The sequence below is a fragment of the Methanobrevibacter gottschalkii DSM 11977 genome, from assembly GCF_003814835.1.
Lineage (GTDB): Archaea > Methanobacteriota > Methanobacteria > Methanobacteriales > Methanobacteriaceae > Methanocatella > Methanocatella gottschalkii.
The window spans coordinates 47,006-67,521 of the sequence record NZ_RKRG01000005.1 but is presented as its reverse complement, the minus strand read 5'-3'; the positions used below and the strand labels follow the sequence as shown (position 1 = coordinate 67,521).

Here is a 20,516-nt window from a genome sequence, read left to right as displayed (position 1 = left end):
TATTATTATAACTTTTATATATAAATATATTTCGATAGTATACGAACAAAATTTGAATTATCATTTAAATATAATTAATGCAATATTATTAATATACGAACAAATTGTTGTAAGTGAAATAATGTACGATATTGCAGTAATAAGTGGAGATGGAATAGGCAGAGAAGTAATGTCTGCCTGTGAATATTTACTTGATAAATTAGACTTAAAATTAAGTTTCAAATATGGAGAAGCGGGTTTTGATTGTTTTAATAAAAATGGAACAACATTACCTGAAGAAACAATTAAACTAGCTAATGATAGTGATGCAGTACTATTCGGAGCATCGACTTCAACCCCTGGACAACCAAGTCCGATTATTAATTTGAGAAAAGAGCTTAATGTTTATGCAAATATAAGGCCAATTAAATCATACAAAGGAATAAATTCAATTCATGATGACATTGACTTTGTAATCGTTAGAGAAAATACAGAAGGATTATATTCCCAAGCTGAATATGGTGATGAAAATAAAGTGATTGCAGAGAGAATAATCACTCGCAGAGCATCTGAGAGAATATCCAAAGCAGCATTTAATTTATGCGTAAAAAGAGGTCAAAGCAAAGTCACTTGTGTTCATAAAAGTAATGTATTAAAAAAGACTGATGGAGTATTCAAAGAAAGTTTTTACAAAATAGCCAAAGAATATCCTCAAATAAAAACTGAAGACTTCTATGTTGATGCAACCGCAATGTATCTAATTACACAACCTCAAAATTTTGATGTTATTGTATCGAGCAATTTGTTTGGAGACATATTATCTGATGAAAGTGCAGGACTTGTTGGTGGACTTGGTCTCGCCCCATCTGGAAATATAGGTGATCATAATGGATTATTCGAACCTGTTCATGGATCAGCACCAGACATTGCGGGAAAAAATATTGCAAACCCATGTTCTATGATACTATCTGCTTCAATGATGTTAGATTATTTAGGAGAATGGGAAATCTCAAATGATATAAAAGGTGCGATTGAAAAAGTTATTTCCGACTGCAAGATTAGAACTCCGGATTTAGGAGGAGACTCTTCAACTATGGAAGTTACAAAGGCAATAGTTAAGGAGATAATATAAATGTTAAATATTACTACATTTTTAGATGCCAATTCAAAACGTCTAGACAAAGATGTTTTATTCAATCCAACTACCGGAGAGAAATATAGTTCTGGAGAAATTTTATCAATCGTCTCCGAAATTGGTAGGATCTTAAAAGAATTAGGAATCAAAAAAGGCGATAGAATCCTAATTTATTTAAAAAATTCAGAAGAATACTTGTTTTCACTTTTTGCAATATGGAGAATAGGTGCAATAGCCATTCCAACAAACAGAGTTTTTACAGCCAATGAACTCGAATACATTGTCAGTGACTCAAAAGCAAAATTAATGATTACTGATGAAGAAGCAAAAGACCTCATTAATGTTGAAACATATATTCCTAAAAACATTTCCAGTTTTAAAAATTGCAAAGTCCTGGAATCTGAAAATACTGATTGGGACGATTTATGTCAATTACAATATACTTCAGGAACCACAGGGCAGCCTAAAGGTGCAATGCTCACACATGGAAATTATTTTACTGCTATACACAACGAGTGTGATGTTTTAACTTTAAAACAAGATGATGTATTTTTAGGAATTTATCCGATGGCTCATGTTGGCCTATCATGGGCAATAGCTGCCTTAAGAGCCGCTGCATATTACATATTAATAGAAAAATTCAATATGGATGAATATTTAGAATTATGTGAAAAAGAAAAAGTCAGCGTTTTAACTGGAATGCCTCCAGTAATACATTCATTAACTACAATTGATGCCCGTAAGCAACTTAAAACCGTACGCGAAATTATTTCAGGTGGAGGACCATTGCATAAGAAAATATGGAAAGATTTCCACCAGACTTACCAAATACCAATTATCAATGCATATGGACTATCCGAAACAATTGTAATTGGAACTGGAACTGTCATCAGGCCGGAAGACTATTGGGAGGCGGATAGATTTGAAAGTGTAGGTCACCCAGTCTGTTTTTCAGAAGTGAAAATCGTCGATGAACATGATTCTGATATAATTTTACCAAAATATGAACAGGGGGAAATCGCACTTAGAGGACCGGCAGTTGCAAAAGGATATTGGGGCAATGAGGAAAAAACAAAATCATCATTTTTAGATGATGGATGGTTTTTAACAGGAGATATCGGATATCTTGATGAAGACAACCGCCTATTCATTACAGACCGTAAGAAAGATATGATTGTAATGAGCGGCTGGAAAATTTATCCAACAGAAGTAGAGGAAGTATTGATAAAATATCCTGCAGTTAAGGAAATAGCTATTTTCAGCATAAATGACTGTCACAGGGGAGAAATTCCAGTTGCTGCAGTTGTTTGGAAAGATGGTGAAGAATGTGAAGGATTAGTCAGTTATGCGCGTAAAAACCTATCCAGATATAAAGTTCCAAGAAAGATATTTACACTTAATGAACTTCCAAGAGTAAACGGCTGGAAATTGCTTAGAAGAGAATTAAGGAAAATGTTTAAGGAATAGAATCTGTAAAATTTTACAGACTCAATATTATTACCTTTAACTAATAGATAAAACTTTTAAGAGTAAAATAATCAATAACTACACATCAACTAAAAGAGGTTTTTTTTCAATTTTATTATTAAAAATTACCTCTGAATTTTATATCTATTATTCATGGAGTAGACTATGAGTAATGAACTTTATTTATAAATCATAGTTCCTATACCATTTGTGGTAAATATTTCTAAAAGTATTGAATGTTTTTTACGACCATCAATAATGTGACATGATCCAACACCATTATTAATAGCATTAATGCAAGTTTCTATTTTCGGAATCATACCTCCAGAGATAATGCCCTCATCAATAAGAGAAGGTATCTCATCAACTTTAATTTTTTGAATCAATGATGTCGGGTCTGAAGGATCTCTCAAAACGCCTGGAACATCAGTTAAAATAATTAATTTTTCAGCACCAATAGCACTTGCAACTTCCCCTGCTGCAGTATCTGCATTTAAATTAAGACTGGTTCCATCTTCAGCAATACCCACTGGAGAAATTACAGGAATATAATCATTATCTAGAAACATTTCAAGCAGATTAGTGTTTATGCAATCAACCTCACCAACAAGACCTAAATCAACAAGTTCTTCATCAATTTTACTTGCTCCTTTTTTGTGAGCAAATATTAGACTTGAATCTTTTCCAGACAAACTTATTGCCTGACCATCGTGTTTAATAAGTTCTGATACGATTTCAGTTGATATTTTACCAACTAACACCATTTCAATTATTTCCATAGTTTCTTCATCAGTGACTCTTAACCCTTTGATGAATTTGGCTTGTTTTCCAAGTTTATTCATGGATCTTGAGATTTCTGGACCTCCACCATGTACAATCAAAGGTTTCATTCCAACATATTTAAGTAAAACAGTATCGCGAGCTGTGGAGGACTTTGCTTTATCATCCACCATTGCATGTCCACCATATTTAATCAATATTTTCTTATCATGAAATTTTTTAATATAAGGTAAAGCTTCAATTAAAACATCTATATCTTTCATTTAATCACTTATTATATTATCATTTTAATCATTTATAAAATTAAAGTCAAAATTTTATATTACAATATAAATAATTAATAAACCATATCTAATAGCATGTCTGAGGATAATGATCTTAAAAATTTTCTTATAAAAAAAGGTGCAAGCAAAGTAGGATTTGCCAATGTTGATGGATTAGCTGAGGGATTCATAGATTTGCCTTATGGAATTAGTCTTGTTTTAAAAATTCCTAAAAAAGCAATGATTTACATAGAAAATGAAGATTATGAGTCTTATTGGTCTTGTTTTCATTCACTAATAGACAGATTAACTGAAATTTCCATTAAAGGTGAAAAGTACATCAAAAATCACGGATATGATGCATTTGCTCTTACAATGAGTAGAAATGAGTGCGATATGAAAAGATTATTAAGTATATTGCCTTATAAGACAATAGCCACTAAATCCGGGCTTGGTTGGATTGGTCGTTCTGCACTTTTTGTTACTCCAGATTATGGATCTGCCGTTGTATTGGGCGGAATATTGACTAATATGCCACTTACATTCGGAACACAAATTACAGATTCACAATGTGATGACTGTGAAAATTGTCAAAAAGCCTGCCCTGTTGGTGCCATTAATCCTCAAAAATGGAATACTAAATTAAATAGAAATGACATTATCGATATCGGAAAATGTAGAGAATATATTGTTGAGCAATATAAGAATGGTTTAGGCTGCACAAAGTGTATGTATGAATGCAAACTTACAAAAAAATATTTGGGGAGATTATAAACCCCAATTATAAACCGATTTCGAAAGTAAATCTGTATTCTTGATTAACAATTTGCATTCCTTTAAATGTTCCTTTTAAAATATCTGCAACTTTGTGTAAGTCTTCTGCAGTAATTGAATTACCATTTGCTAATGGTGAGAAAAAGGTAATTTCATCATCAGTAATAAGATAATTCAAAAGTTTAGTATCTTCTTTTTGATATTTTTCAATGATTGCTAAAATTTCTTCTTCAACAGATTTATCTAAGTTTGTCATAATATCACCTTTAATTATAGTTAAATTAAAAACTATATAAACTTTTATAAATGAAATTGTTTGAATTAAAAAATCACAATATGGCCGATATAAATTATCAGATATCAGGAAAAATAGACAATGATTACTCTCTAGAAATTATATAACAACCAGTTAAAAAACACCAGATAATCATTGTATAAACTGAAAGTCTTTCAAAAACCGGCATGTAAATACTTTCCATATTGAAAAACATAATCCAAAATACAGCTAAACCAAATATTCCTAGAACCAATGTAGTTTTTTGAAATTTAGAATATTCAGACATGGATCTTGAAATAACAATCAGAAGAACATTACCACCAAAAATAGCCATCATAGCACCTAACATATGATAACCTAAAGTAAATGGATTTCCCCCATGAATCCAACCAACCATAATGACTCCAGTTGAGGTCATTAGTGTTAAAATATAGATTATAATCCTATTTTTAACTAAAAAATCTTTAAATTTATAAAAATTACCAAAAATAAGTGTCAAACCAATTAAAATAAACGCAGAATTCATTAACCAAAACAAAGGGGAATTTACATTAGGGATTCCAAGTTCGGAAATGGTATGAAAAGAATAAGTATTAAATAAAGAAGCATTAAAGAAAGTTGCAGAAACGGCTTCAGCTAGAACATAATACAAACTACCAACAATAAAGACAATTCCAGCAACTTTATTTCTCATACTTAAACTCCAAATTTCCTAACAAAATATTTTTGAGTTACATTAAAATTGAGCTCTTCAACATCTGAACCGGCCAAAGCTTTCTGTAAAATTTTATAACAAGTCTTTTTAGGCACAGTAATACTTTTAATATTAGACTTATCCCATATTTTATCAAATCTTTTCTTTAAACTACCTAAATCAAGTTGTTCAATTACATTCTTTAAATTAATTACATTTGCATAATTAATAGCATCATAATTAGCATAAGTTTGTGAATCCATTACTATAGGATTTAATCCTAAAATGAAACGTTGTAAATCATAATCTAAGAAAGATTCATAATCTTTATCATAAGCATAAACATGAGCTTTAGCAGATAATGCATCGATGAATACTAAAAATTGATTAGCGATTAATGCTCTTGAAATAATTTCATCACAGAATTTTAAAGCAGTCTGAATATTGTCTTCTGATGAATTTTTTCTGTAGGTTTCATAATCCTCAAACCTGAATGCAACAAGTGCGAACATATATAAATCCATCCAATCATTTTCATTTAAGAATTCTTGTGCTTTATCAGTTAATGCTAAATCAACAGATTCCCCATTATCTGGCTCTACTGTAATTTCACCACTTAATGCAGGTAAAAGTCTTTCAACAAGTTCCTGTTTTTTACCTGAAACTTTCAAACCATTTTCTCTTAAAAGATCTTTCAATTCAGCAACTGTATATTTTTTAGATACCTCTTCTGCAGTTAATGATTTGCCATCATTATGAATTGCAGCATTAAATTCACCTTTGAGATATCCTTCATCAATCATGTATTTAATACAGTCCTGTGCTGAAGGAAAAGTTCCGAATTTACCTTCATTTAAAATATCATCAATCTCATAGCCATTATCTAAAAAATTTAAAACATTGAAAACTTCTAATTTTTGTTCACTCACATAAACACCTTTTAATATATCATTAGCAATACTTTAAAAATTGCCAAAGGTAACAATTAAAATTCCGATTAAGGAACCATATAATTTATCTTATAATTATTATATATTTTAGTTAATTTAATGTTTTGCCTACATTTATTATAAAAATAGCCAAAAATCATTTTAAGTTTCTTATCAAACATGAATTTAATATTGAGTAATGAAAAAGACATTAATATGAAATTTTGTCCAAAATGTATGAGAGAATTAAAGAAGGTTTTTCATGGTGAACCAACAACTGAATTAGCTATTGAGTCATTAGAAAATGAAATAATCATTGGAAATAGTTGTATGGGCAATTACAACTACTACTGTGAATACTGTGATGAATTTTTCCAATTATAAGCTAATTAGCTATTCTCATATCAATGCCAGAATTCAAATGAATATTTTGCAGAATAAGAAAAAATAAAAGAAATTTCAGTTTATGAATACTATTTTATATACTTTTAATCTAAATATATATCATAGGTTAATAGTTGAGTATTGAATTAGTATTTAACTAATATTTTAAGGAAACTTGGGAATTTAAATTGCATAAAATTGAAATCAAATGTTAAAAAAGTTTAATTAACACAAAAAAGCATTCTGATTACAAAAAATTAGAAAATAAAACAATTAAAGGATTAATATTTCATATAATCTAGGAATAACCCAAAACTTGTAAATATAAAGTGACCTACGAATTATTACATTAGAAATGAGGTTTAAAATGAGTAAAATAAATTTTGGTAACATTGTTGAAATCATAAAGCATGATTTTAAAGCGTCATTTTCAAATCCCATAGTGACAATTGTATTAATTGCAATAATTATTCTACCTTCACTTTATGCTCTTCTGAATATCCAAGCATGTTGGAATCCATATGAAAATACTAATGAAGTAGAATTTGCAATAGCTAACTTAGATAACGGATCAACATTTGAAGGTACATATTTAAATGTTGGAAATGAAATTGTTAAAGATTTGAAAAATAATACTAAATTCGATTGGAAGTTTGTAACTGAAGATGAACTGCGGAAAGGGGTTCATGATGGGGATTATTATGCAGGCATTATAATACCTAAAAATCTGAGTGAAAATATAGCATCCATTACATCTGATAATCCAAAACAAGCGGAACTTGAATACCTTGTGAATATCAAATCAAATCCAGTAGCTACAAAATTAACGGACACAGGTGCAAATACAGTTTATACTACAGTTAATGCAAAAATTGTTCAGATTATAAACCTTGCAGCTTACGGAAAACTCGGAGATTTAAAAGATGGTCTTTCATCTGGTGCAGGTCAGTTATACAGTGGTGGAAGCCAGCTTTCTGCAGGTGCTGCAAAAATATCTTCCGGTGCAGGACAAGTATCCTCTGGAGTGAGTGATGTTCAAAATGGAGCAAGCCAAGTGCAAAGTGGTGCTAATCAAGTTCAGCAAGGTTCATCTGCAATTAACAATGGTGCAAGTGATGTTAAGCAAGGATCAGCATCAATTAAACAGAGTGCTAGTGACTTAGAAAAAGGATCACAACAAATACAATCACAGGTAGATCCATCAACACTTCCAGAACCTATGAAACAATATGTTGAAGGCAATATTAAACTTGCAAATGGAAGCGGAGAATTAGCTAAAGGTTCATCCCAATTAGCCGATGGTTCTGTAAAACTTGCAGATAGTTCATCGAAATTGGCTAATGGTGCTAGCAATGTTGCGGGTGGTGCAAATCAAGTAGCTGGAGGTTCTGTTGAACTTGCAAAAGGATCATTAAGCCTTGCAGCAGGTGCTCAAATGCTTTCAGGTTCTGCATCACAAGCATTGTTCTCAGCTGCTGGAGCTCTAAGTTCATCTGCAAATTCACTTTCAAGCATTACTGGAATCAATGAAACTGAACTTGGAGATTATTTCTACTCCCCAATAAAATTAGATAGGCAGGAAGTATTCTCAGTACCAGATTACGGATCCAATGTAGCTCCTTTCTATATCGTATTATCAATGTGGGTTGGTGCTATTATTACTTGTGTAATGATCACACCGGGAACCAGTCAAGGGACAAAATACAAACCCGTTGAAATGTACTTTGGTAAAGTTATACTGTTTGTAGTAATGAGCATGCTCCAGGCGGCAGTTACTATAAGTGGGGCTTATATCTTAGGCATTTATATAAGTAATTCACCATTATTTATATTCTCTGCAATACTGGTATCGGTAATATTTATGATTTTAGTATATTCCATCATATCTGCATTAGGACAAGTGGGAAAAGGAATAGGAGTAATACTTTTAGTGCTTCAAATATCTGGAACTGGAGGAATTTACCCAATTGAAATTATGCAAGATTTCTTCCAAACATTATATCCGTACTTGCCAATGACATATGCTATTACATTGATACGTGAAGCACAATTAGGTGTTGTTTGGTCTAATTACCTTCCAGCATTAGTTGTTCTTGTATCGATTGGAATAGTTACCATTATTGTGGCTGCACTTATTAAACAGAAAGCAGATAAATCCTCAAAATACTTTGAAGAACGTTTAAAAGAAAGTGGATTATTTTAGAAGTTAATTACTAACTTCTACTTTTATTTTTCCAAACCTAGAATTTCCCTATCAGGGTCTGCATTTTCAAATAACTTAATTTTAACATCATGTGCCCACGTGAATTTTAAAAGACCGCCATGAATCGATTTTAGTTCTTCATCAGAAAAACCATCCAAATAATAAATTTTGCCTTTAAGACCGATATTCATCATGAATCTGATTAAATGTCTGTATACAAAAATAGAATAGGGTTTATAAATTAAGATATCGTCCGTAATGTATTCAATTAATTTTTCCAATTCGAAAATATTTGGCGTTATGACTTCAACATTATAATTTGGAAAATTTTCCTTAATTATATTTTCATAATCCACAGTATCACCATTAATAAATATAATAATAACCAATATTAAAATTATGGTTAATAAAAATGTAGCATTAATGAGGGGAGAACCTGAAATAGCTGTAAAAAAATTAGCTATACCAATTATGATATCAATGATTTTAACTGCATTATACAACATTATTGATGGTATTTGGGTAGCTGGTCTTGGACCAACGGCTATTGCAGGAATTGGATTTGTAACACCAATATTTATGGTGTTAAACGGAGCGAGTGTTGGACTTGGAAACGGAGCAACAAGTAGTATTTCAAGATTTATTGGTGCAAAAAACCATGAAATGGCAAATAAATCTGCAACACATTCATTATTTATTTTTTTAATAGCATCAATCATTTTAACAATTATTTTCATGATGATGCAAAAGCCATTACTTGTAAGTTATGGAGCAAGTGGACAAACATTAAATGAAGCAATAGCATATGCTACACCATTATTTTTAGGATTGATAGGATTTATGTTTTCAAATGGATGTAGTGGAATCCTTCGTGGAGAAGGAGATATGAAACGTGCAATGTATGTTGTAATCCTTACAGTCATATTAAATGCAATATTAGATCCGTTATTTATTTACACAATAGGATTAGGTTCAGCAGGAGCATCCCTTGCAACAATAGCCAGTTCATCAATTGCGGCATTAGTTATGTTATACTGGATTTTAGTTAAAAAGGACACTTATGTTAATGTTACTATTAAAAAATTCAAGTTAGACATGAATTTAACAAAAGATATTTTAAAAGTTGGAATCCCCTCATCACTTGATATGCTAATCATGGCGATTGCAATGTCCATTTATCTAATCGTAATATCTCAAGTTGGAGGAGATTATGGAATAGCAACATTTACATCTGGTCAAAGATTATATTTATTTGCAATAATGCCACTTACAGCTATTGGATCTGCAGTTATTGCAGTGTCTGGAAGTGCATTTGGTGCTAAGAATGGTGATTATTTATCACGGACCCATATTTATGGTTCAAAATTTGGTTTGATATTAGGAACTATAATTACTTTAATTTTAGTAATTTTTGCAACACCCTTATCTACATTATTTGCATATACACCGGAAACCACCAATTTAGTTCCGGGAATTGCATTATATCTTCAAGTAGTATGTCCAACATTAATATTAACAGGCATAGGAATTCCATCAAGCTTTTTTTATCAAGGGATTGGAAAAGGAATTTATAGTTTAATGTTTACCATACTTAGAGAAATCATATTTGTAGTTCCTTTAATCTTTTTATTTGTGTACATATTCCATTTAGATATTTTAGGAATCTGGTTAGGATTATGTATAGGAAGGGCAATTGCAAGCACATTGAATTACATATTTGCAAGATATGAAGTCAGAAGAATTAGATCAAAATTTGGAAATTAAGAGTTAATGCACTCTTAGTTTATTCTATTTTTAAAATTTACACCATAAAATTAAATTGAATTTTTTCTTAAAAATTGATTTAACCTCATAAAATTATCTTAAAAAATAACTTACTGATTTATTAATCTTAAAATTATATATAATCAATGCAAATTAAAATTTATTGAGGTTAAACAATGAAAAAACAAGATTTTCTAATGAAAACAAAACTTATACAAGAAACTTTTAATGATAAAAGGAAAATTAAGTGCCAGATTCCTATACAGAATTTAAAATTAGAAAACCATATCCATCAAGAGGGCAGCATTTTTATTACTGAAAATGATGAGATTATTGATTTAGAACTACAGCTAACAAACTTTACTGAAGATGAACTTGTAAAATATGTTGAACTTGCAGAAGCATTGTATGAAACAAACAACAAATATGTTTCAATATACATAATCTGCCCAAATACAGTTAATATTTGTGTTAAAGAATGTGAAATTAAATCTGAAGCGGAATTTAGCATAAAATTAGCAGCTGTTGAAGAGAATCCTGCAGAAATTTTACTCAATATAATAAAAAATAAAATCATCAAAGGCGAAATACTTGATAATGAAGATTTATATGCATTATCAATGATGCCATTAATATGTAAAAAAGAAGAGAGAAATTATTTTAGAAAAGAATATTTCAAAATAATTAATAATCTCAATTAATTATTTGTCCCATTTTAAAATTGTTTTACCAAAATTAGAGATATAGTCTTTATCAAAAGATTCTTTTAAATCATTCAATGAATTTATTTCACATATATTTGTAACTAATTTTCCCAAATATTCAAAAAGTTTAGGGTTTTGTTTTAGGGTTTCTACAACTCCAACAAAATCTTCTCTTTCAGAACGGCTATTTCCCTGAATAGTCAATCCTTTTTCTAAAACCATACGAGTATTCAGAGGTATAGGGTATTCACTTACTCCAAATAAGTTTATTGATCCTTGCGGATTGATTAAATCTATGATCTGTTCAATTGCCGATTGAGATGCGCTTGAACCTACACATTCAAAAGCATGATCAATTAGCAAATCTTTTGGAACATTATGTATCTGATAAATACCATCAGCAAATGAGAACAAATTAAGATTTTCCAAATGTTTCCCAAATACATACACTTTAGATTCGGGGAATTTCTCTTTTAGGAAAAGTGCTGTAATGAATCCTAAATTTCCATCTCCCCAAACTCCCAAAACATCTTTTGGAGTGATAGCTATTTCACTAAATCTGGAAATTCCTTGATATGATACTGTCATTAACTCGATAAATGCAGCAACATGAGGATTAAACTCATTAGGTATTTTAACAACCCTATCAGATTGTAATTTAATTAAATCAGAAGTAAACCCATCAAAACCACTACCCCTGAATTTGGAATCATAAGAGTAATTAGCCCTATAAACATCTTTTCCCTCAGGAGTGTTTGGAATCATAACAACTTTATCTCCAGATTTAAGTTTACCTGACTCATCAAATACAACTTCACCAATTCCTTCATGAATTAATGCCATAGGTAATTTTTTTTCAAGTATTTCCGCTGGACGTGATCCCTGATAGTATCTTTGATCTGCCTGACATATTGAAAGATAAGTAGGTCTAACAATAACCCCTTCTAATTCAATTTCATCAATTGCTTCTTCAAAAAATTTTGGAGATTTTAATCTATAAACAATATTAATCATGAATATCCTCAAGTATCGTATTTGCTAGTTTTAAATCATAGGGGTATGTGATTTTAATATTTGTCAATTCCCCTTCAACTAGATATACATCTTCATCTTTAAGTGCGAATATTTTACACGCATCTGTAAGAATATTAGATTCTTCTTCCGTTAAACTATTGATTAAATTAAAAAGTTTCTTTATATTGAAGCTCTGTGGTGTCTGACCCTGGTAATAATAATCCCTTACAGGAATGCTTTCAATAGTCTTACCATTGATGCTCTCAACAATAGTATCAGTAGCAGGAATTACAGTATCACATGCACCATATTTTTTTGCAGCATCAATATTATCTTCAATAATCCTATGAGTCACAAATGGACGTACCGAATCGTGAGTGAGGATAATTGAATCTTCATCTATTCCATAATGTTCATTAATATAATCAATACCATTCATCAATGTATCATTTCTTGTTCTGCCACCTTCAATGACAATAATGTCATCCTTATACAAAATATATTCCTCAATTAAATGATTTGTATGATTAATAAAATTTTTAGGTGTTAAAACAATTATTTTATCAATTTTTTCATTTATAACAAATTTTTCAATAGTATGAATAATAACAGGTTTATTTCCTAATGTTAAAAATTGTTTAGGAGTGTCAGTTCCACCCATTCTTGATCCTATTCCACCAGCCAGAATTGCAGCAAAAATCATTTAAAATTGCTCCTTTCCAAATATTATAATATAATGAGAATTCCCATTAGGACCTTTTGGACCCATTTTTTCATTCAGATGAATTTTTTTAAAGTGATATTCATTAAAAAGTTTCTCCAACTCATCCGGACCACATTTAATTTCAATTGGAGGTCCGAACGACAATTCAACAGGTCTAAAATCCATGATAGCAATTCTACCATCATTTCTAATTATACGAGATAACTCCTCAATAACTGCATCACGATGGGAACTTTCAATAAATCCATGAAATACATTAACCATTAATAAAACATCAACAGAATCTTCCTCAACATCAGGAATCCCTTTTGAAATATCTGCTTCAATATTAATCAAGTTTTCAATTGCATTATCTTTTTTATATATTTCCATCAATTCAATAGCCTTATCGTAACTGTCTACTGCATAAACAAAACCGTTAGGAAGATAATCTTTGATTGCTTTTTTGGTAATGTATCCATCACCACATCCAGCATCCATAAAAACTTCATCACCTTTAAGATTTAACTCACTTAAAATCTCATCAGAATCTAGAAACTTTGCACTTGATTTTCCATGATGTTTATGCTCCATAATTATCACATTAAATTTTTCTAGATAATACTCTTTAAAAAATAGTATTTAATAATTTTCAAATAATTTTGTAAAAGAATCTTATTAAACAGATGTAAAATTAATCTTAATGTATATATAACTAAAAAACATATAAATAAATGGATTATTGGAATTTATATTCCAATTAACTGTTTATGATAATTCGGAGTAATCAAATATGAGATGTGTTGGTACTGTTGTGCGTGGAATAAGAACACCAATTATTAAAGAAAATGATGATTTGGCAAATATAGTTGTAGATTCAGTTATGGCTGCAAAAGAAAGTGAAGGATTTGAATTTAAAAATAAGGATATTGTTGCAATTACCGAAGCAGTAGTGGGTATTTCAGAAGGAAATTATGTAACTGTTGACGACGTTGCACAAGATTTGCAAAACAAATTCCCCTCTAAAAATATAGGAGTAACAAATCCTATTTTAAGTAGAAATAGATTTTCGATTATTCTAAAAGGTATTGCACGAGGAATGGACAAAATTACCCTTTTAACTTCTTTTCCTGCAGATGAAGTGGGAAATGGAATTTTAGACGAAGAAGTTTTAGATGCTAGTGAATATAATTTAGCAAGTGTTATTTCTGAAGAAGAATACAAAAAAACATTCGGATCCTGGAAACACCCATTTACTGGAATTAATATGATTGATCTTTACAGGGAATTAATTGAAAGTGAAGACTGTGAAGTTGAATTTGTTTTTTCCAATGATGTAAAAACAATACTTGATTATAATAAAGACATTTTAACTTGTGACATACATACAAGAGAAAAAACAACAAAATTACTTAAATCCGAGGGAGCTAATGTTTATGGATTGCACAATGTTTTAAGTGAACCGATTGGAGACTCCGGTTTTAATCCTGATTACGGAGTGCTCGGTTCAAACAAAGCAACTGAAGAAAAATTAAAATTATTCCCAAAAACAGGAAATAAATTAGTCAATGAAATTCAAAAAAGATTAAATAACATTACTGGTAAGCAAATTGAAGTTATGGTTTATGGTGATGGAGCATTTAAAGATCCTGTAGGACATATTTGGGAATTAGCAGATCCAGTTGTTTCACCAGCACATACAAGTGGATTAATAGGAACTCCGAATGAAATTAAATTAAAGTATGTTTCAGATAACAAATTCGCAAATCTTAGAGGTGAAGAATTAAAAGATGCTATTAAAGAAGAAATTAAAAACAAAGACAAAGATTTGACTGGACAAATGATTACACAAGGAACCACACCAAGAAGATTAACTGATTTAATCGGTTCACTATGTGATTTAACAAGCGGTTCTGGAGATAAGGGAACACCAGTCATATTTATCCAAGGATACTTTGACAATCTAGCAAATGACTGAATTTCTAAATCCCCCCTTTTCATTTTATAGACATTTACTTAAAATTACAACTTGAAAAGAAGTTTTTATTATTTTCGAATTTATTAACTAAAAAGATCTGATAGGAATTTTACTTTGAAAATGCTGTCAAAATTGGACTACTCTTCCAATAGAATAATATTTTTAGGATCTACTTTTAGATACTTTGGAACATCAAATTCATGATCATAAATCTGTTTGTCAACTTTCCACCACAAACCATTTGATAAGGTTATTTCCCATTCAAAAGGCCTTTCTAATTTTGATGAATTTAAAGCATCAATTACATTAACATCATTTTCTTCAGCAGGATGAAAATCATGCGCCCTTATCCCAATATGGGAAATATTAGATGAAATTTTTTTAGATACCTTAAATGTAACTCCCCACTCTAAAGCTTTAAGATGAAAATCATCAATAACTTCAATTTTAGAAATATTTTTACAACCTGTAAGTTTAGCAACTTGAACTTTCTTTGGATCCTCAAATACTTCATGAGTATCACCTTTTGCAATAATTTTACCTTCATCCAATATTATAAGTTCATCACAAAACTGGAATGCTTCATCACGATCATGGGTAACCAAAATAGAAAATCCATCAAAATCATTTAGCAAATTAATAAGTTCAATACGTAATCTTTCTTTTAAGACAGTGTCCATAGCACTAAACGGTTCATCCAACAATATAACATCAGGACCATAGGCCAAAATACGAGCTAAAGCTACTCTTTGCTGTTGACCACCGGATAATTGTCGAGGATACCTTTTTTCTAATCCTTCTAAATGAAAACGTTTAATCATTTGAGATACAATTTTTTCATCATAATCTTTAGGTAAACCAATAGCAACATTTTCCTCAACAGTCATATTGGGGAATAAAGCATAATTCTGAAATAAATAGCCCACATTTCTCTTTTAAGGTTTTAAGTTAATTTTTTTGTTAGAATCATAATAAATAGTTTCCTCATCCATAATTAAACTTACAACACCACTGTCAGGATTTACAATACCCGCAACAGATTTTAATGTCATACTTTTACCACAGCCAGAAGGACCAAGAATACCCAAACAACCTTTTTTCAATTCAAAATCAACATCCAAGTCGAATTCTTTAAGTTTCTTTTGGATATTTACTTTCAGCAATCTATTACTCATAATCTATTCTCCACAATATTAAAAAAGTAAAATAATAAAAAAATATATATCTATTTACAGATACTAATCTATTTCCATTGTTTTTCTTTACGTATAGAAACAAAATCCATAATGAAAATAGCGATAAATGCAATAATAATAATGAATATTACATAATTAAAAGCATCCCCCATATTGCCAGCAGCCACTTCGGAGTAAACCGCCATAGGGAGAGTTCTGGTTTGTCCTGCAATATTACCAGCAATCATAGCTGTAGCACCAAATTCACCTAGACCACGAGCATAAGCAAGAATTCCACCACTGATAATTCCAGGTAATGCATTTGCAAATAAAACTTTCCAGAAAATTTTCCACTCCGACATGCCTAATGTACGACCAGCATCCAATAAATTAGAATCGACTTGTTCAAATGCTCCTCTGGCAGAACGATACATTAAAGGAAAAGACATGACAACTGCGGCAATAACCGTTGCGGACCATGAAAAAGCTATTTTCACAGCAAAAAAGTCTATAAGAAAACTACCAATAGGACCCCTAACACCAAAAATATACAATAAAAAAAACCCCACAACAGTAGGAGGAAGTACAATTGGGAGTGTAAAAATACCATCAAGTACTATTTTTATTGAGTCCTTTTTAATTTTAACAATGCCCCAAGCAACAATTAAACCTAAAAAAAAAGTTATAAAAATTGATAAACTTGCAGTTTTCATAGAAATTAAAATAGGTGTCCAATCCATCATGTAAATATATATCTCCTTTAACATTATTAATTATTTACATGAATAGAGTTAATAGAATCTATTCATGAATTGTAAATCCGTAGTCTTCAAATACACTTTGAGCTTCAGGAGTTTGTAAGAACTCCATAAATTTGTTTGCAGCATCAGCATGTTCAGAATCTTTAATTGGAGCTACAGGATAAACAATATCTTTTAAAGAATCTTCAGGAGCTTCACAAATTACTTTAACCTCATCACTAGATTTAGCATCAGTAGTGTATACAAGACCACAATCAGCAGATCCTTGAGCTACTTGATTTAATACTGCTGTTACATCAGTTCCCAAAGATAATTTAGATTCAACATCATCCCAAATACCAAGATTATGTAATGATTCATTAGCATATTGTCCGGCAGGTACAGATTCAGGATCACCAATAGCAATAGTGCCATTTACATTTTTTAAATCTTCAAATGAAGAGACATTCACATTTGAATCAGCAGATACGATTAAAACAAGCTTGTTTTCTAAAAATTTAACATTGGAATCATTATCAACATAACTTTCATTGATTAAAGCATCCATCTGTTTATTGCCAGCAGACATGAACACATCAGCTTTTAAACCATTTTCAATTTGTTTTTGTAAATCCCCACTTGAAGCATAAGTAGGAGTAACTTTTACACCAGGATATTTTTCTTCAAACATAGGGATTAATTTTTCATCATAAACATTTTTCAAACTAGCTGCAGCAGCTAATTGAACATCTTGGCCATTTAGGTCTCCATTTGAAGTACCTACTGAACCAGTAAGATATAACCCTACAGCAACAATAACTACTATTGCTATAATCGCAACAGCTACAGTTTTCATAGATTTCATAGTTATTCACCTCAAATACAAATCATATATCAAATATAGTAATTTAAGATTTGATGAAATGACAAATAAGAACAAATTCCATATGTATACATAAATATACATTAATATTAATCCGAATTCCTATTTATTGCCAAAACTAAAATATAATAAACTTACACATCAAAGCAGTATCAATAATAACTTTTTATCAATTATAATATTTTACCATTCATCCATTAATAATCTTAAATTAAAATTAATTATCATGATTAGTAATTATAATTTAAGAACATAATGATATATAAATATTTTCATATCGAAATAAATTATTTCATATCAAAATAAACTTTAGATATCGACAATAATATGTAAATAATATTGTATTTTTGAAATAATTACTATTTTAACTATATATTACAATTTTTCAATAAATATATGAGAATATAGCATAACTTTTTATAAAATTAAATCAACGATAGTTTCATAAGTATATATTGTAAAAGACATATTCGAAGCATCAAAATATATCCTGAAAAAATAAATAAAACTAATAATAATACTATTTAAACCAGAATTACTCTTTTTGGAATACAATAAAGTTATGAGATTTACCCTCAGGAATATCTTCACCAATTTCTTCATTTAGATAAGTCATTTTAAGACCATGCTTATTAAAAATTTCTTCTAATTCTTCAGGAGAACTTCTAAATGCAGTTGGTGGTCCCTTTGGAACATCCCATGCTTTATAATCCATAATTGCAATTTTACCATCTTTTTTAATAATTCTTTTAAGTTCCTCAATTGCATCATCAATAGTTCTTGAAGCTTTAAATCCGTGAAAAACATTAACCATCAAAACAACATCGACAGACTCATCTTCAACACCCGGAATTCCTTTAGGAATATCTGCTTCAATATTAATTAAATTTTCAACATTGTTTTCATTTTTATATGTTTCCATATCTTCAATAGACGCTCCATAAACATCAACTGCATAAACAGTGCCTTTTGGAAGATAGTCCTCAATTACTTTTATTGCAATGTGGCCATCACCACACCCAGCATCCATGAAAGTTTCATCACCTTTAAGATTCAACTCATTTAAAATTTCATCAGAATCTAAAAAATGTACACTTGAAAATCCATGAGCTCTATGTCCATTCATAAATATATCACCAAATGATTATCTTTAAGAAGTAGTATTTAATAGTTTCAATATGATGATATTTTCATAACAATTCAAAAATAGTTAAAATAAATAAAAAAAGATTTAAGAGGATTATTTTTTCCAAGTTTGTTTAACTCCCCTTCCTCTTTTACTACCAGGTTTAGTGTAACTTCTTTTTTGTCTAGTTCTTCTGTTAGTTCCTTTAACTTTAGCCATATTTTCCCCTCCTTCCAATTGATAATAATAATATTAAAATTATATCTATAACATAAAAATATTTGTTTTTAATATATTTAAAAGTTTTCTTTATGTAGTATATTCTGCATTGATTTTAACATAATCATATGTTAAATCACAACCCCAAGCAGTTGCTTCACCATCACCTAGATGCATGTCAATATTTACTTTAACATTTTTTGATTGCATTATTTTTTCAGCTCTTTTAAGATTTGGAGTATTTTCAAATGCTAAAATTTTACCATTACAAACAAGATCCACATCATCTGAATCATCTGCAATAGCTATTGTTACAATATCAGGATTCAAATCACAACCTGAATAACCAATTGCAGATACAATTCTCCCCCAATTTGGGTCACCACCAAATACTGCAGATTTAAATAAATTTGAGGATATGATTGATTTTGCAGCCAATTTTGCATCTGTTTCATTTTTTGCACCGTAAACATTAGCTTCAATGAATTTAGTAGCGCCTTCACCGTCACGAGCCATTTTTTTAGCTAAATCAATGCAAATATAATTTAGAGCTTCTTGGAAATTAGAATCCAATTTACCTTCATTTACAACTTCAACATTAGATGTACCATTAGCCATCATCAGACAGGTATCATTAGTGCTTTCATCCCCATCAACAACAATCATGTTAAAACTGATATCTGCAGATTTCTTTAATGCTTTATTAATTTCATCAGATGGAATTACAGCATCAGTTACAATAAATGAAAGCATGGTTCCCATATTTGGAGCAATCATTCCACTTCCTTTAGTAATGCCTGCAATTTTAACAGTTTCACCAGTGGTTAATGTAACTTCAATTGCACATTCTTTTGGGAAAGTATCAGTTGTCATTATAGCTTTTGCAGCGGCCAGGGAATTTTCAGGGCCGTTTCCTAATTTTGAAAGTGATTCATAAGCAACTTTAGAAATAATATCAATCGGCATTTCCCGGCCAATGACTCCTGTTGAAGAAATAGCAATTTCATCCTTAGGTAGATTTAAATCATTAGACACTAATTCAGCTAAGGTTTCACAATCTTTAAATCCTTTTTTGCCTGTAAAACAATTAGCATTGCCGCTATTTACAAGAACGGCTGAAATAATTCCTTTTTTAAGTACATTTTTAGTATAGTTAACTGGAGCTGCAACTACTTTATTAGAAGTGAAAACTGCAGATGCTGTACTATTTGGTGAATAGATAATTGCAACGCCAAATTTACCTTCACGAGCTCCAGATACCATAAGATTTTCTATAACAGAAAATCCACCAGATAAATCTTTAATAAACTCCATAAAACTCACAA

At 30.3% G+C, this 20,516-nt stretch carries 20 protein-coding genes and 1 pseudogene; 8 read left to right on the top strand and 13 right to left on the bottom strand.

Annotated features, from left to right (window positions below):
- Window positions 1-121 precede the first annotated feature (121 nt).
- Together aksF and EDC42_RS09260 are read left to right on the top strand one after the other, a co-directional pair.
- On the top strand, window positions 122-1,111 hold the full coding sequence (gene aksF / locus EDC42_RS09265) for a homoisocitrate dehydrogenase (RefSeq protein WP_069572937.1): 990 nt from the start codon (window positions 122-124) through the stop codon (window positions 1,109-1,111).
- Window positions 1,112-2,581: a class I adenylate-forming enzyme family protein gene (locus EDC42_RS09260; protein WP_069572935.1), complete on the top strand. Its 1,470-nt coding sequence runs from the start codon at window positions 1,112-1,114 to the stop codon at window positions 2,579-2,581.
- A gap of 179 nt (window positions 2,582-2,760) precedes the next feature.
- Here the strand turns inward: EDC42_RS09260 and argB are convergent, their stop codons facing one another.
- Window positions 2,761-3,624, bottom strand: a complete 864-nt coding sequence (gene argB / locus EDC42_RS09255) for an acetylglutamate kinase (protein ID WP_069572933.1) — start codon at window positions 3,622-3,624, stop codon at window positions 2,761-2,763.
- Window positions 3,625-3,720: 96 nt separating this feature from the next.
- Here argB and EDC42_RS09250 point away from each other — a divergent pair, with 96 nt between their 5' ends.
- The gene (locus tag EDC42_RS09250; RefSeq protein ID WP_069572931.1) at window positions 3,721-4,398 is read left to right on the top strand and encodes a 4Fe-4S binding protein; all 678 of its coding nucleotides are present in this window, start codon (window positions 3,721-3,723) and stop codon (window positions 4,396-4,398) included.
- Window positions 4,399-4,405: 7 nt separating this feature from the next.
- Here EDC42_RS09250 and EDC42_RS09245 read toward each other — a convergent pair whose 3' ends face one another.
- The 3 genes from EDC42_RS09245 to EDC42_RS09235 form a co-directional block, all read right to left on the bottom strand.
- Window positions 4,406-4,654, bottom strand: a complete 249-nt coding sequence (locus EDC42_RS09245; RefSeq protein ID WP_069572929.1) for a hypothetical protein — start codon at window positions 4,652-4,654, stop codon at window positions 4,406-4,408.
- Window positions 4,655-4,778: 124 nt separating this feature from the next.
- Entirely contained in the window at window positions 4,779-5,369 is a 591-nt protein-coding gene (locus EDC42_RS09240) for a DUF998 domain-containing protein (protein WP_069572927.1), read from the bottom strand.
- A 2-nt stretch (window positions 5,370-5,371) separates the two neighbouring features.
- Entirely contained in the window at window positions 5,372-6,298 is a 927-nt protein-coding gene (locus tag EDC42_RS09235) for an SAP domain-containing protein (RefSeq protein WP_069572925.1), read from the bottom strand.
- A gap of 216 nt (window positions 6,299-6,514) precedes the next feature.
- Here EDC42_RS09235 and EDC42_RS09525 point away from each other — a divergent pair, with 216 nt between their 5' ends.
- Both EDC42_RS09525 and EDC42_RS09230 read left to right on the top strand, forming a co-directional pair.
- The gene (locus EDC42_RS09525; protein WP_158005571.1) at window positions 6,515-6,682 is read left to right on the top strand and encodes a hypothetical protein; all 168 of its coding nucleotides are present in this window, start codon (window positions 6,515-6,517) and stop codon (window positions 6,680-6,682) included.
- 367 nt (window positions 6,683-7,049) lie between these two features.
- Complete coding sequence (locus EDC42_RS09230; protein WP_069572921.1) at window positions 7,050-8,885, top strand: YhgE/Pip domain-containing protein; 1,836 nt, start codon at window positions 7,050-7,052, stop codon at window positions 8,883-8,885.
- Window positions 8,886-8,908: 23 nt separating this feature from the next.
- Here the strand turns inward: EDC42_RS09230 and EDC42_RS09225 are convergent, their stop codons facing one another.
- Window positions 8,909-9,241 carry a hypothetical protein gene (locus tag EDC42_RS09225; protein WP_069572919.1) on the bottom strand — a complete coding sequence of 111 codons (333 nt, stop codon included), beginning with the start codon at window positions 9,239-9,241 and terminating at the stop codon, window positions 8,909-8,911.
- 43 nt (window positions 9,242-9,284) lie between these two features.
- On the opposite strand from EDC42_RS09225, the gene EDC42_RS09220 reads away from it, so the two are divergent.
- A complete protein-coding gene (locus EDC42_RS09220) occupies window positions 9,285-10,649 on the top strand; it encodes an MATE family efflux transporter (protein WP_069572917.1) in 1,365 nt (454 codons plus the stop codon).
- Window positions 10,650-10,825: 176 nt separating this feature from the next.
- Entirely contained in the window at window positions 10,826-11,350 is a 525-nt protein-coding gene (locus EDC42_RS09215; protein ID WP_069572915.1) for a hypothetical protein, read from the top strand.
- Here the strand turns inward: EDC42_RS09215 and EDC42_RS09210 are convergent, their stop codons facing one another.
- From EDC42_RS09210 to EDC42_RS09200, 3 genes are read right to left on the bottom strand one after another with little or no spacing between them, the layout of a single operon-like run.
- Window positions 11,351-12,367: an alcohol dehydrogenase catalytic domain-containing protein gene (locus EDC42_RS09210; protein ID WP_069572913.1), complete on the bottom strand. Its 1,017-nt coding sequence runs from the start codon at window positions 12,365-12,367 to the stop codon at window positions 11,351-11,353.
- Entirely contained in the window at window positions 12,360-13,070 is a 711-nt protein-coding gene (locus EDC42_RS09205; protein ID WP_069572911.1) for an IspD/TarI family cytidylyltransferase, read from the bottom strand. The genes EDC42_RS09210 and EDC42_RS09205 overlap by 8 nt, the downstream gene beginning before the upstream one ends.
- Entirely contained in the window at window positions 13,071-13,664 is a 594-nt protein-coding gene (locus EDC42_RS09200) for a class I SAM-dependent methyltransferase (protein ID WP_069572908.1), read from the bottom strand.
- Window positions 13,665-13,863: 199 nt separating this feature from the next.
- Here EDC42_RS09200 and EDC42_RS09195 point away from each other — a divergent pair, with 199 nt between their 5' ends.
- Window positions 13,864-15,048 (top strand): coenzyme F420-0:L-glutamate ligase, encoded by a 1,185-nt coding sequence (locus EDC42_RS09195; protein WP_069572906.1) that lies wholly within the window; start codon window positions 13,864-13,866, stop codon window positions 15,046-15,048.
- 137 nt (window positions 15,049-15,185) lie between these two features.
- On the opposite strand, the pseudogene EDC42_RS09190 reads toward EDC42_RS09195, so the two are convergent.
- From EDC42_RS09190 to argJ, 5 genes and pseudogenes are all read right to left on the bottom strand, one after another.
- Window positions 15,186-16,223: pseudogene (locus EDC42_RS09190) on the bottom strand (sulfate/molybdate ABC transporter ATP-binding protein).
- A 68-nt stretch (window positions 16,224-16,291) separates the two neighbouring features.
- Window positions 16,292-16,966 carry a molybdate ABC transporter permease subunit gene (gene modB, locus EDC42_RS09185; protein WP_083234812.1) on the bottom strand — a complete coding sequence of 225 codons (675 nt, stop codon included), beginning with the start codon at window positions 16,964-16,966 and terminating at the stop codon, window positions 16,292-16,294.
- A gap of 58 nt (window positions 16,967-17,024) precedes the next feature.
- Entirely contained in the window at window positions 17,025-17,828 is an 804-nt protein-coding gene (gene modA, locus EDC42_RS09180) for a molybdate ABC transporter substrate-binding protein (protein ID WP_069572903.1), read from the bottom strand.
- Window positions 17,829-18,381: 553 nt separating this feature from the next.
- Window positions 18,382-18,972 (bottom strand): class I SAM-dependent methyltransferase, encoded by a 591-nt coding sequence (locus EDC42_RS09175; protein WP_069572901.1) that lies wholly within the window; start codon window positions 18,970-18,972, stop codon window positions 18,382-18,384.
- Window positions 18,973-19,281: 309 nt separating this feature from the next.
- The gene (argJ, locus tag EDC42_RS09170) at window positions 19,282-20,505 is read right to left on the bottom strand and encodes a bifunctional ornithine acetyltransferase/N-acetylglutamate synthase (protein ID WP_083234811.1); all 1,224 of its coding nucleotides are present in this window, start codon (window positions 20,503-20,505) and stop codon (window positions 19,282-19,284) included.
- Between the last annotated feature and the right edge of the window lie 11 nt (window positions 20,506-20,516).

Excerpts from the sequence above, each read along its gene's own strand:
- EDC42_RS09525 (WP_158005571.1), top strand. The coding sequence starts at position 6,515 with ATGAAATTTTGTCCAAAATGTATGAGAGAATTAAAGAAGGTTTTTCAT.
- argB (WP_069572933.1), bottom strand. The coding sequence starts at position 3,624 with ATGAAAGATATAGATGTTTTAATTGAAGCTTTACCTTATATTAAAAAA.
- EDC42_RS09250 (WP_069572931.1), top strand. The coding sequence starts at position 3,721 with ATGTCTGAGGATAATGATCTTAAAAATTTTCTTATAAAAAAAGGTGCA.
- EDC42_RS09215 (WP_069572915.1), top strand. The coding sequence starts at position 10,826 with ATGAAAAAACAAGATTTTCTAATGAAAACAAAACTTATACAAGAAACT.
- aksF (WP_069572937.1), top strand. The coding sequence starts at position 122 with ATGTACGATATTGCAGTAATAAGTGGAGATGGAATAGGCAGAGAAGTA.
- EDC42_RS09220 (WP_069572917.1), top strand. The coding sequence starts at position 9,285 with ATGGTTAATAAAAATGTAGCATTAATGAGGGGAGAACCTGAAATAGCT.
- EDC42_RS09200 (WP_069572908.1), bottom strand. The coding sequence starts at position 13,664 with ATGGAGCATAAACATCATGGAAAATCAAGTGCAAAGTTTCTAGATTCT.
- EDC42_RS09245 (WP_069572929.1), bottom strand. The coding sequence starts at position 4,654 with ATGACAAACTTAGATAAATCTGTTGAAGAAGAAATTTTAGCAATCATT.
- EDC42_RS09195 (WP_069572906.1), top strand. The coding sequence starts at position 13,864 with ATGAGATGTGTTGGTACTGTTGTGCGTGGAATAAGAACACCAATTATT.
- EDC42_RS09230 (WP_069572921.1), top strand. The coding sequence starts at position 7,050 with ATGAGTAAAATAAATTTTGGTAACATTGTTGAAATCATAAAGCATGAT.
- argJ (WP_083234811.1), bottom strand. The coding sequence starts at position 20,505 with ATGGAGTTTATTAAAGATTTATCTGGTGGATTTTCTGTTATAGAAAAT.
- modA (WP_069572903.1), bottom strand. The coding sequence starts at position 17,828 with ATGAAATCTATGAAAACTGTAGCTGTTGCGATTATAGCAATAGTAGTT.
- EDC42_RS09175 (WP_069572901.1), bottom strand. The coding sequence starts at position 18,972 with ATGAATGGACATAGAGCTCATGGATTTTCAAGTGTACATTTTTTAGAT.
- EDC42_RS09240 (WP_069572927.1), bottom strand. The coding sequence starts at position 5,369 with ATGAGAAATAAAGTTGCTGGAATTGTCTTTATTGTTGGTAGTTTGTAT.
- EDC42_RS09210 (WP_069572913.1), bottom strand. The coding sequence starts at position 12,367 with ATGATTAATATTGTTTATAGATTAAAATCTCCAAAATTTTTTGAAGAA.
- modB (WP_083234812.1), bottom strand. The coding sequence starts at position 16,966 with ATGATGGATTGGACACCTATTTTAATTTCTATGAAAACTGCAAGTTTA.
- EDC42_RS09260 (WP_069572935.1), top strand. The coding sequence starts at position 1,112 with ATGTTAAATATTACTACATTTTTAGATGCCAATTCAAAACGTCTAGAC.
- EDC42_RS09205 (WP_069572911.1), bottom strand. The coding sequence starts at position 13,070 with ATGATTTTTGCTGCAATTCTGGCTGGTGGAATAGGATCAAGAATGGGT.